This is a genomic window from Colwellia sp. (genome assembly GCF_013214175.1).
GTDB lineage: Bacteria > Pseudomonadota > Gammaproteobacteria > Enterobacterales > Alteromonadaceae > Colwellia.
In genome coordinates this window covers 48,493-60,914 of sequence record NZ_JABSPA010000011.1, presented here as the reverse complement: position 1 = coordinate 60,914, position 12,422 = coordinate 48,493, and the positions used below count along the sequence as shown (strand labels likewise).

Below are 12,422 nucleotides of genomic sequence, written 5' to 3'. Positions count from 1 at the left end.
ATTTAACGCATGGTAATAACAATTAAGATTGCTACTAGGACACTATTCGATGAAAAAATTAAAAAATGAAGCAGAATTACTAAAGAAAGCATTAACCATTGGTGAAAAATATGCGGTAAACCGTGGCTATAATGCTTTTGCGGCAACTAATTCGGCCAAAGATAAAATCGAAAGCCTTTATCGTTTATTAGTTAGCGATAACCTCATTCAACCGTTAGCAGTCGACAATGAAGACCAACCTAACATGAAACATAAACTCGCTCTTTGGATCGCCAAGCAGTTACCAGAAGGCCATGCTTTACTTAAGTAATCATTTACTTGAAGGTGTTAAGCCATCTTAACCGTAGCAAATATTGATTAAATATTTGCTACATCTTTACTGATATTTTCCGCGTTAGAATAAATGTACTAAAAACTAGCTTAGAACAGTAATTTTTCATGGTATTCAACCAGCAACACTGCTAGATTGATTTTGGGATTCTAATTAGGAATTAATAATAGGTACTCAGGGTCAGTTAGTTTGCGAAGACTTTTACTATTTATAAAAGTAAAAGTAAAAGTAAAACTAAGCCAATGAGTATCGTCAACATTCATGCTAACACTACATTAGTGCAAAATGAGTACTATGTTAGTGATGAATAAGTAACGAAAGAGCAGTAGAGAGCCAACTATGTACCAAACTGACGATGTACGCATCAACAAAATTAAAGACTTATTACCACCAATCGCTTTATTGGAACGATTTCCTGCGTCAGAGCAAGCCACTAAATCAGTCGTTGCTGGCAGAACTGCTATACACAATATCCTCAAAGGTAAAGATGATCGCTTATTAGTAGTGATTGGTCCTTGCTCTATTCACGATACTAAAGCGGCGCTTGAATATGGTCAACGCTTAGTAAAATTACGTGAAAAGTATAAAGATAGTCTTGAAATTGTCATGCGAGTTTATTTTGAAAAGCCACGTACTACCGTGGGTTGGAAGGGTTTGATCAATGACCCTTATATGGATAACAGTTTTCAATTAAATGACGGTTTACGTCTAGGTCGTAAGTTATTAGTAGAGCTTAATGATCTCGGTTTACCTACTGCGGGCGAATTCTTAGATATGATAACGCCGCAATATATGGCGGATCTTATGTGTTGGGGAGCCATTGGCGCTCGTACCACTGAATCACAAGTTCACCGTGAATTAGCTTCAGGTCTTTCTTGCCCGGTAGGCTTTAAAAACGGTACTGACGGTACCATTAAAATCGCTATCGATGCCATAGGCTCAGCAGCAGCATCACATCACTTTTTATCAGTAACGAAATTTGGTCATGCTGCTATTGTTGAAACCACAGGTAATGGCGATTGCCATATCATTTTACGTGGTGGAAAAACCACTAACTTTGATGCACAAAGTGTTAAATTGGTTACCGAGCAGTTATCAGCTTCTGAATTGAATACCAAAGTGATGATTGACTTTAGCCATGCTAACTCACAGAAAAAGTTTGAAAACCAAATGTTGGTTTCAACAGATGTCAGTGAGCAAATAAGCCAAGGTAACGAAAATATCTTTGGCGTTATGGTGGAAAGTCACTTAGTTGAAGGCAACCAAAGCCTAATAAACGGTAAAGCGGCAGTCTATGGCCAAAGTATTACCGATGCTTGTATTGGCTGGAATGATACCGAACAGTTATTAAGTCAGTTGAGTGAAGCGGTAGTTAGCCGACGTAATATTAACGACTAAGCTAAACATATAAGGGCAAGCAATTCCCTTTAATGACAATTCATGCTAAAACGTCTAATTAACTCTTTATAATTAGACGTTTTTTTATGTCGAAAACACCCGCTGTAGATATAGTTCAAGCCAGCCAAGCATCCATTACTGCCATTTTAAATAAAATTGAATCAGTGGTATTAGGTAAACCGAAAGAATGTCGTTTAGCCCTGGCTTGTTTACTTGCCCAAGGTCATTTATTAATAGAAGACTTACCCGGCATGGGCAAGACAACTCTGGCTCATGTTTTAGCGACCACACTGGGGTTAAGTTATCAGCGTACGCAATTCACCAACGATTTATTACCCGCGGATGTAGTTGGTTTTTCCATCTTTGATAATGAAACGAATCGTTTTGAGCTCCATAAAGGTCCTATTTTTAATCAAGTGGTCTTGGCCGATGAAATTAACCGTGCCAGTCCAAAAACGCAAAGTGCACTGCTTGAAGCCATGGCAGAGCAGCAGGTGAGTATTGATGGCATTACCCATGAATTACCTATGCCATTTTTTGTTATTGCTACCCAGAACCCCTTGTTTCATGCCGGTACCTACCCATTGCCCGAGTCGCAACTTGATCGTTTTATGATGCGCTTATCGCTCGGTTTTCCTGATTTAAAAGCCGAAAAACAGATTTTATTAAATACCTCTCAGCGGACTAATCAAACTTCAGCGGATAGCAAAGGTAACAGTAAGGCTGACAATGAAGCCGTGGTTGCCGAAGCAGAGCTTATAGTGATGCAAGATGCCGTCACGCAAGTGAGTGTTTCCAATGATGTATTGGAATATATTATTGCTTTAAGCCATGTCAGTAGACGGGCATACAATGGTCACATTAGTCCGGTAAATAATACTGACGAAATTGCCAGTGAAATAAGCTGTAAGCCTTTATCACCGCGCGCTTCCAAGGCATTGTTGCAAGCCGCTAAAGCAATGGCTTTTATTGATAATCGTGATTATGTCTTACCTGATGATGTCCAGGCAGTATTTTATGTGGTTTGCCAACACCGATTAGAAATGCAACCAAACCGACAGTTAGATGCAAGTCAGCTTGAGTCATCTAGTGTGGCTAGGCAAATACTCAATAGTGTTGATGTGCTTAATCCCCTTGGTTACTAATTTGGCTACTAACTTGCCAGGTAACGGGTAAATTATGGCAGCAACAGCAAAATTTTCATTGGCTCGGCCGGTTAGGCGTTTTTTTCAAAAACACTTTGAACGTTGGCTGGCGCGAAGGATCCCAAGTCAGCCGGAACATCAGCTAAACAGTAGTAACATCATGATATACCCGACTCGCTTTGGTTTGGCGTATCTAGGCTTTGTGGTATTGGTTTTTTTATTAGGCACCAACTACCAAAATAACATTATTTTGTTGTTCAGCTATTTATTAGCCAGCTTATTTATCAGTGTTATGCTGCATAGCTTTTATAACTTTTCCCAATTGCGTTTTTATAGCGTGGCAAAACAACAAGGTTATGCTGAACAGCCGTTATATTTTGTCATTAAAATAACCACTGAAAAAACGCATTATGATATCAATGCTCATTTTACTGATAAGGCGTTAAACAGCCAAGTAGAGAAAATAGAACTGTGCCAGCAGGGCAGTCATGAGCTCAGGCTAGTCTATAGAACATTGCAGCGTGGTAAACACTGGCTAGGCAGAGTCACTGTTTTTAGTGAATATTCCTTAGGCCTTTTTAAAAGTAAATCAATTTTGGATTTTGGCCATTACGCTATAATCTATCCTAAAGCGAAAAGCCTAATTTCCGGTCAATATCAATTATCTGGGCAAGCCGATGAGCCGAGTCTAGATAGTTATCAAAGTACAAATAGTGTTGGCACTGATGATTTTTCCGAATTAAAGAGCTTTGTTCGCGGTGAATCAAAAGCCAGAACGGCTTGGAAACAACTGGCAAAAGGACAAGGACATTACTCAAAACACTATCAAGCAGAGCAGAGTCAATTACAATGGCTAAAACTGAGCGAAATGCCCAGTAATGATGTCGAAATACAATTGGCCTATTTAAGTTTCCTAATTGGTGAGCTGACGGCGTCGAATCAAAGCTTTGGTTTACAGCTTTCCGCTGAACTTAGCAATCAGTCAATGAACATATCACCAAATTCAGGCCTTCATCACCAACAAGCCTGTTTGACTGCACTGGCTTTATATTCATGATTTTATTCAATAATAAAACTAAAAAAGTGTCAGCAGGTACTGTCGGCAGCGTTAACAGGCACACCAATAGTAAAGCCAAAAGCAACTTTTACCTAAGCCGAAAAAATGCTTGGCTACTTTGGCTGTGTCAATGTTTGAATATCTCAGTAATTGCGTTGGAATTAAGTACTTGGATGCTAGCGATTATTGCTTTGTCATTGGCATGGCAAGCATTACTATTACATCAAGGACGAGACACGGATAACAACCGTTCGAAAAACAAAACCGCTACTGGTCACACTCATCGGAACAATAGTCGACAAGATCATCAGCACAGTTATCGACAAAGTATTGGACAAAATACGCGCAAGAAAAAACAACAAGCTACTAATGTCTCACCTATAGTTTTGGGCATATTTGCTTTATTAGGCTGTGTGGCCATCGTTATTACCGCAAAACAGGTCGGTATTCTAGCTAGTATGTTGCATTTGCTTTGTTTTTCTTATGCTCTGAAGGGCTTTGAATTACGCTCGCGTAGTGATTTTTATCAATTACAGCTGTTAGGATTATTTGTCTTAGCGGCCTCACTCATATTTAGACAAGATCTAGCCTTTTCCTTAATAACTTTCGCCTTACTGGTGCTTAATTTAGCGGTATTACTGCAGTTTTTCTCCTTCGAAAAAGCTTTTGTTACTAACATCAAAGTGGTGATTGTTTTACTTGGCCAAAGTGCGATTTTGGCAATTGTACTGTTCTTAGTCTTTCCTCGATTATCGCCTTTTTGGCAAGTTCCGTTAGCAAAGTCGGCAGAAACAGGCTTGTCAGATACGGTTAAACTCGGTGATATTGCCAATTTAACCCGCTCGACCAAGTTGGCCTTTCGCGCTGATTTTGGTCAACAGAAAATACCTAACTATTCACAGCTATATTGGCGCGCCATGGTACTAGAAGAATACGATGGTAGGCAGTGGAGCAGACAACATAAGTCCACTCGAAATAAAATTGCAGTAGCGGCTAAAAACTTTAGTTTTGATAACAGTGCAACGGAGATTTCACCCTTAAGCTATCAGGTTATTGTTGAGCCGAGTTTCCAAAAATATTTATTTGCCTTAGCACCAGCGGTAGTGACTGGTGATGCAAAGGGTATCCAAGCACAAGCCGATCACACCTTTAATAATTCCAAAATAATTAGCCAGGCTAAATCTTATCGTTTAACTAGCTATTTAACTGCGCCGCTAACACTAGAGCTAACAAAGCAAAGCCGGCAACTAAACTTGAGCTACCCACAAGGCAGTAATCCAAGGCTTGAACAATTAGCGCTGCAACTACAGCATAATTATGTTGATGTGCAGGCGAGGGCCCAAGCGGTATTAAACATTATTAATAAAGAAAATTACTCTTATACTTTACAGCCACCATTATTAGACAATAACAGCTTAGATCAGTTCTTTTTCGATACCCAAGCAGGATTTTGTGTACATTATGCTAGTGTTTTTACTTTTGTCATGCGCGCTTCAGGCATCCCGGCACGTATGGTTACTGGCTACTTAGGTGGTGAATATAATGGCGTGACTAATACAGGTGATAATACCGGGCAATTAGCTAACAAAGGTCATTTAAGTATTTATCAATATGATGCACATGCTTGGTCTGAAATTTGGGTAGAGGGTAAAGGATGGTTACGTGTTGATCCAACCAGTGCGGTAGACCCAGAGCGAGTAAATTCAGGTTGGTCAACTCAGTTATTACAACAGCAATCGGAGCTTAATAATGATTTATTTAGCTTATATCGCATGAAGAATATTGCTTGGCTAAATGCCTTGCGCCTACAATTTGATGCCCTTGATTATCAATGGACCCGCTGGGTTATTGGTTTTACCAGTAAGCAGCAGTATGATTTATTTAAAAACTGGTTTGGCAAGATGGTTTCTTGGAAATTAGCCTTGATTATTGCTGTTTCCTTAGTCATTAGCATGTCCATGCTGATGTTGTTTTTACACCTACTGAATCGTAGTAAAACAAAACCACAATCATTAACTAAGTGGCAAATACTTTACCAAAAATCCATGGCGAAATTGGCAAAGCAGGGCATGGATAAACCTCCTAGTATGACCGTTAATGACTTCGCCAAAGAGGTTCGCCAGCAATGCCCAGAATTAGCGATAGCTTTTACTCGACTCAGTGTTAGTTATAATCGATTGTGCTACCAAATGTTATCAACAAATGAACAAGAAAAATTAACGCTATCAATGCAGCAACAATATCAACACTTTATTCAAGTATTAAAAAAATAGCGATAAAAAATCACTTCGTCTTTATTCATAAATTTGAAACAATTAGCCGTTATCTTAAACACTAGAGAATAAAAAGTCCTTGTTGAATGGAATTATTTTTCCTAAATTTAATGTAATACCAAGTTAGAATTGATGCGAAATACTTGGCTGCATTATCATCAATAGAATAGTTATTCATTACGGAGTGCTTGTTATGCCACATATTCCAAGTGATTATGAAAATATTTTTGAAAAGAAAATGAGTTGGACCGAGCGACAAAGAATGGCAACGCTCGTTGCCGTTATCAGTTACTTCACCTTAATTGGTTGGGTGGTTGCCATGGTTATCTATGATAAACATCAATCCTCCTTAGCCAGCTTTCACCTGCGCCAATCGTTAGGCCTTATCATCACCGGTGCTATCCTGTCATTAATTCCCTTAGTGGGTTGGATACTCAATGTTGGAGTCTTATTGGCATGGGTAGTTGGACTCTATGGTGCGATTAGAGGACAAGAATACAAAGTTCCTTTATTGGGTGATTTGTATCAACAATATTTAGACTTTATTAAGTGATTCTATCATTTGCCAACATGAATTTATTCTAAACGACTATTCTGTTGGCACAACTTAGAGGCAATCAGATCCCAAAGAGCGTAGGGGAATTAGCTTGTTGCCCTAAGCTCTTAGCCTTACTGTAATCTTATAAATCAAGCAATACCCAGTTAACTTTATAGGCTTGTAATTGTAGAAGCTAAATAAAGATAGAAACAAATTTCACAATGAGCTTTGTCTATTTAAAAGGTGCAAAAAAAAATCAAAATAAAGTTGGAAACTCGCAATAATATTCCAGTAATTAATTTCATAAAACATATGGCCGTTCACTGCCGTTTAGACGAGCTGACCTACTACAGAGTAGACCCTCTCTAAATCGAAATAACGACCTCAGGATAGATCATTTTGGTACGCAATCTGACGTTAATACAAATCAATTTTAAGACTTAATTTGTTCTGGTGTCATAACGAATTAGATGAAATTAAAGTCTGCTTTATGAACACACTGATCTTGCCCCATAAAAATGGACATTTACTTCACACTTCTTTGGCGGGATGAGGCACTTAGCGAGATAGCCAATCTGTCAATTCATGGCCAAACAAGTAATAATATGCAGCTTGTTTGATATCATGATTCTTCTCTCAGTAAGCATCGTCCTCTTGGCTCATCACCTTCATGAAGTACCACATCGGAATGTAGGAACTGTGCAGCCTCTGCTGAGCCTTTTACTTTAGAAGCACTGCGGGTCAACATTTCTGCTTCAAACTCAGTTAATACACTTGCTCTCACACCCGTTTCTCGCCATTGAGACATAGGTCTACACCCTATTGATATGCCCCGAGCCAATGATAGCGCGTCTAACAGCGCTTGATTTGCCCCTTGCCCTTTAAATGGACTCATCGGGTGGGCTGCATCACCGATCAAGGTTACTTTATCTGATTTTTCCAACAATTCTGTACTGAGTAATTCACGGTCATAAGCCGGGTAACCAGAAACTAGCGATGACTTAGTAGCCGATAAAATTTGAGGAATGGGATCATGCCACTGACACCTTTTAGAGGCTTCTTCTTTAAGTGCTTGAGGACCTTTAGCGCTCAACGCCTTAGCCTCTTCTTCTGGTATAGGGAAGCTAAGTTGCCACATTACCGACTCTGAATCATAAGGCATGATGTAGATTCGTTCATGGCCATTGGCAGTTTGAAATACCGTAGCCGAGTCGAGCAAAGGGCTTTCAAGCCCGTTGAGATCAGCCAAAGGACAGATACCTAAAATCACAATACAACCTAGGTATTGTAGCGGTCTTAACTCATCACCAATCAATAATTTTTGTACCGAACTGCGGATACCATCGGCACCCACAACAAGGTCGGCCTTAACATGCTTTATTTCTGAGCTGCTCTCATTTTTGTTCTTTCCTTTAGTGTTAACTTTAAAGCTCAGGTTAACGGGTGCACCTTGAGTTTCCTTAAAATCGACGAATTGGTGATCCCACTTAACAGCATCATGACCACCAAGTTGCTCAAGCAAAGCAAAGCGTAAAGATTGTCGGGCGATATGTACATTTGTGCGTTTCACCGAGGTCTTTAACTCCGACGGCAACCACTTTCTTATGCCCCATTCTCCAATCTCTTTGCCATCAGTGGTGTGTACCACATGTCTTGTAGAAATTACGCCATGCTTTAGTGAAAAAATGCCTAATCCTTCGATTGCTTTACTTGCCTGCTGCAACGTGAGGCCATAACCTTGAGAGCGAGCACCAAAGCCGCTATCACGTTCATAAAGTGTAAAAGGAATACCGCGGTGTTTACATGCTACAGCCAAAGCTACTCCACCTATGCCACCACCAATAATAGCAACATGTGGGTAGTTTTCTGTATCGGCTATAGGATGACTAGCTGATTGAACTAAGCCAGAGCCGCTACAGTTCAAACAATCATAGAGGTGACCTTTCGGTCGAACGGGGGGCGTGCCTTCGCCATTCATTTCTTCAAAGTGCGCTAAGGCTCTTTGAAAGCTGAGTTTCACTTTTTTGCGCAGCCTTCTCGTTTTTTTGCCGCGTCCCTGACATTCCTGACAAGTAGTCCAATGATGCTGTGTGTTTTCCAATTTTTTTTACCTTTTGGTTTCGCCAGAGATAACTCAGTCACAATCTATAAGGGGTATTTTAACCGATACAGTGGATGCTAGCCTAATTGTAATATTGTGGATATGATTTATATTACTTTTAGGCTAAGTTAACTTGTTAAAAAGTTAATTACATTTCAGTGGTTCAAAGATAGGGCTAAGGTTGAACTCATAACCTATATCGGTCATCAACTGAATTAGTGAATTCCGAATGAAGTAGCTCTTTTGTTAAACGCTTTTTGGTGCGTTAAGCGGAAGTTAACATAAAAATGTTTTCCATACATTTACTAATAAATCATTCAAGTTATGTTACTGAGACGTCTCAACAACTAGTAGGATTTAAATAGTAACTTCCTGAGGGGAAATCAATTGGTCTATACTTTTTAGGGGGGATGACAGGCACGTATCCATAACATACGGTTATGACTTCGGAGATAAATTATGAATGTAGAGCTTGAGCATGGTAAAAGTTATGTTTCAGTTGATGGCGATCTAATTGCAGTTAAAGTTACTGGTGCTTTTAACAAAGAAGGGATGCTCCAATCAATTGAGGAACTGAAGTCAGCCATTGAAAGCTTTAATCAAAAAAAGTTTAAGTTGTTGATTGACTACACCCAAGCTGAAGGTGGAACCCCTGATGTTTTTGATAAAATTAACGAATGTAATATCTGGTTAAATAGTCAGAATATGGTAGCCAAAGCTGTAGTCATAAATTCATCAATCCATTTAGCTATTTTAGAAAGTAGAACGCCAGCAAGAAACTTGCAAAAATCAAAAAATTTTGAAGATAAAGGTACTGCTATGAATTGGCTCAAAACTCTCTAATAACAAACTGTTAAACAAGTATTCTCCCTCGTTGCTAATATCAGTCAACAGTTCTTACCCATTATTAGGGCGTTATCGATACAAAACCTAATCCAAATCAATAATGTAGGCTAATTGCTGATGTCTCTTTTGTGGTAGAAGTGAGCCTTAGCTTTTAACCAATGAACTATTAAAAACAGTTCACCTCTAATGACTTCTTGGTACGCATTCGAGACATAAAGACTTACTCAATGTTAAGGTCAACTTTCCGATCATTATAGCGGACATAAATTTCTACTTCTATGGCGTTAAGGGGCACTTAGCGCCATAGAATTTTACGCATGAGTATCTAGCATCAGTTGAAAAAAACTCATGAAAAAGCATCAATAAATGAGCAGCACTCTAACTGAAATTATTAGCCCCTTGTACTACGCCTGTTTTAGGGTTGTAATTCTCCCTTATCGCGCCGTTTTCACTTAATCCTTCTGCATTTTTCACCAGTTTTTTAGCTAAACTTTTTGCTGCAAAGTGGTAACCATAATTGTCTAAAGCGATCAAACCAAAATAGACTTGGTCAAGCCAAACACGACCGCGCCAATAAATATTTGCATCATAGGCAGGGTTTGATAATGCTGCTGTACCTAAAGGAACTTTTGTATTGAATTCTTTTTCATTGAGCATCATATCTTTAACACGAGCGGCTTTATCTTTATCAGCAATATTTGCCCATAATGGGCTCCAGCCTTCAGGGCCTCTACCTTGCTTTGTGAGTAATTCACCTGCATAGGGTTTTGTTGAATCTTGCCCTGTATTTAATATTTTTCGATCATAATAAAAACCAGTTTCGTCATCGAAAAAACACTGGTTAATTTTCGACGCTAATAGTTTTGCTGCTTTCCTATAATGCTTTGCCAGCTCTGGCTGATTCATTACCTCAGCCATATTCGCAAGTAGTGTTTTTTCGTGTGCTAGATAAGTATTTAGCTCAACAGATTCTTGAGCAATTATCATCGGGCCAGTAAAAACCCCGTAACTGCTTTTATTATCAGGCAACAAGAAACCATGCCAAGCACCTAAATCGAAAAAGGGATTAAATTTCTGATTTTGGTATTTGTCGTAATCTTTATGTTGCTCTGGTGTCCCGGTGCGATCAATGGCATTTCTGGCAATGGGATGGTTAGCTGTTATCTCAGTATTCGAAGGAGGTTTTGCAAATATTGCTAATGAAAAAATACTGAAAGGCAAAAACTTGCTCTCAATAAAATTGAAGTTTCTATCATGAAAAATTACGTACCTGATTGTTATCCAACTATTTATTCCTAATGAAGAAGGCGTTTTCTGTTTCTTCCAAATAATGAAAAATGAAAATATATTATACGATATTTAATATAGTATTATTTGTATGATAAATGTTGCAATTATTATTATTACTATTATAGTGTGAGTAAGCTGATTAAGAAGACAGCCAAAAGTAAAGTAAGGGTATAGCGATAAATGGTAGCTATGAAATGTTTGCAGTATTTTGATTCTATGTGTATGACGAACCTATAAAAAATAAGTTTATGTTACAGCATACGCTATATAAATTAATTGTAATTGTTCGCCATATTCTATGGCCACTCGTAGATCACCCTAACTCCCTTTTTAACTAATAGAACTGAAAATTTATATTATGAGTAAAGTACATCTTTGGCTTAGAGCAGAAACAAAACCACATGAACAACGCACAGCACTTTCTCCACAAGGTGCAAAAGTATTAATTGATGCTGGATTTAAAGTGACGGTTGAATGTTCATCACAAAATATTTTCAATGATGATTTATACCATCAAGTTAATGCTGACTTAGTTGCTCAAGGTAGTTGGGTTAATGCGCCTAAAGACGCGATTATCTTGGGGCTAAAAGAGCTACCTGAAGATGATTTCCCTCTGGTTCATCAACATATTTATTTTGCTCACGTATATAAAGAACAAGCTGGCTGGCAAGCTTTGTTATCACGCTTTAAGCAAGGTGGTGGTGAGCTGTTTGACCTAGAATATCTCGTGGATGCACAACAAAGAAGAATCGCTGCTTTTGGCTATTGGGCTGGTTTTGCTGGCGCGGCCCTATCGGTTTTAGCCTGGGCGAACCAACAACAAAATATTACTCCGCCATTAGCTGATATTTCATCCTATCAAGACAAGCAGCAGCTACTGGTAGCACTTGAACAAGCACTTGAGCAAACAAACAATATTGTAATTAAACCTAAGTTATTAGTCATTGGCGCTAAAGGGCGCAGTGGCAAAGGTGCGGTAGACTTAGCAAAAGCGCTTTCACTCGAAGTACTTGAATGGGACTTAGCAGAAACTAAAAAAGGTGGACCTTTTGAGGAAATTATCCACGCTGACATCTTTATTAATTGTGTATTAATTAATAAAGACTTACCTCCTTTTATCACCAAAGAGTTACTCAGCAAAGACGAAAGAAAACTATCCGTTATCGTCGATGTGAGTTGTGATCCGTATGGTAGCTACAATCCGTTACCTATTTATCAGCAATGCACTACCTTTAAAGTCCCTTGTTTACGTATTGATCAAACTAAAGTGCTCGACATTATTGCCATAGATCATCTACCTTCACTTTTACCTAAGGAAAGTAGTGAAGATTATGGACAACAACTATTAACCCATTTATTAACGCTTGATGATAAATCTCAAGGCGTTTGGCCTACTGCACTCGCTCTATTTAACAGCAAAACTAAAGATCTTTAAAAGGATGA

General features: G+C 38.8%; 10 protein-coding genes. 8 read left to right on the top strand and 2 right to left on the bottom strand.

Annotation, left to right across the window (positions count from 1 at the left end; genetic code table 11):
- Positions 1-49 precede the first annotated feature (49 nt).
- From HRT55_RS19565 to HRT55_RS19540, 6 genes are all read left to right on the top strand, one after another.
- Complete coding sequence (locus HRT55_RS19565) at positions 50-310, top strand: DUF5062 family protein (protein WP_291611368.1); 261 nt, start codon at positions 50-52, stop codon at positions 308-310.
- A gap of 360 nt (positions 311-670) precedes the next feature.
- The gene (aroG, locus tag HRT55_RS19560; RefSeq protein ID WP_291623981.1) at positions 671-1,729 is read left to right on the top strand and encodes a 3-deoxy-7-phosphoheptulonate synthase AroG; all 1,059 of its coding nucleotides are present in this window, start codon (positions 671-673) and stop codon (positions 1,727-1,729) included.
- Positions 1,730-1,815: 86 nt separating this feature from the next.
- Positions 1,816-2,874 (top strand): MoxR family ATPase, encoded by a 1,059-nt coding sequence (locus tag HRT55_RS19555; RefSeq protein ID WP_291623979.1) that lies wholly within the window; start codon positions 1,816-1,818, stop codon positions 2,872-2,874.
- Positions 2,875-2,908: 34 nt separating this feature from the next.
- A complete protein-coding gene (locus HRT55_RS19550; protein WP_291623977.1) occupies positions 2,909-3,931 on the top strand; it encodes a DUF58 domain-containing protein in 1,023 nt (340 codons plus the stop codon).
- Positions 3,928-6,204, top strand: coding sequence for a DUF3488 and transglutaminase-like domain-containing protein (locus HRT55_RS19545; protein ID WP_291623972.1), 2,277 nt, complete (start codon positions 3,928-3,930; stop codon positions 6,202-6,204). Before HRT55_RS19550 ends, HRT55_RS19545 begins: the two co-directional genes overlap by 4 nt.
- A 193-nt stretch (positions 6,205-6,397) precedes the next feature.
- Positions 6,398-6,757: a hypothetical protein gene (locus tag HRT55_RS19540; RefSeq protein WP_291623970.1), complete on the top strand. Its 360-nt coding sequence runs from the start codon at positions 6,398-6,400 to the stop codon at positions 6,755-6,757.
- A gap of 607 nt (positions 6,758-7,364) precedes the next feature.
- On the opposite strand, the gene HRT55_RS19535 is transcribed toward HRT55_RS19540, so the two are convergent.
- On the bottom strand, positions 7,365-8,843 hold the full coding sequence (locus HRT55_RS19535) for an NAD(P)/FAD-dependent oxidoreductase (RefSeq protein WP_291623968.1): 1,479 nt from the start codon (positions 8,841-8,843) through the stop codon (positions 7,365-7,367).
- A 459-nt stretch (positions 8,844-9,302) separates the two neighbouring features.
- On the opposite strand from HRT55_RS19535, the gene HRT55_RS19530 reads away from it, so the two are divergent.
- Entirely contained in the window at positions 9,303-9,686 is a 384-nt protein-coding gene (locus tag HRT55_RS19530; protein WP_291623966.1) for an STAS/SEC14 domain-containing protein, read from the top strand.
- Positions 9,687-10,067: 381 nt separating this feature from the next.
- Here the strand turns inward: HRT55_RS19530 and HRT55_RS19525 are convergent, their stop codons facing one another.
- Positions 10,068-10,910 carry a trehalase family glycosidase gene (locus HRT55_RS19525; protein ID WP_291623964.1) on the bottom strand — a complete coding sequence of 281 codons (843 nt, stop codon included), beginning with the start codon at positions 10,908-10,910 and terminating at the stop codon, positions 10,068-10,070.
- A 427-nt stretch (positions 10,911-11,337) separates the two neighbouring features.
- On the opposite strand from HRT55_RS19525, the gene HRT55_RS19520 reads away from it, so the two are divergent.
- Positions 11,338-12,414, top strand: coding sequence for a saccharopine dehydrogenase (locus HRT55_RS19520; protein ID WP_291623962.1), 1,077 nt, complete (start codon positions 11,338-11,340; stop codon positions 12,412-12,414).
- The last annotated feature ends 8 nt before the right edge of the window (positions 12,415-12,422 follow it).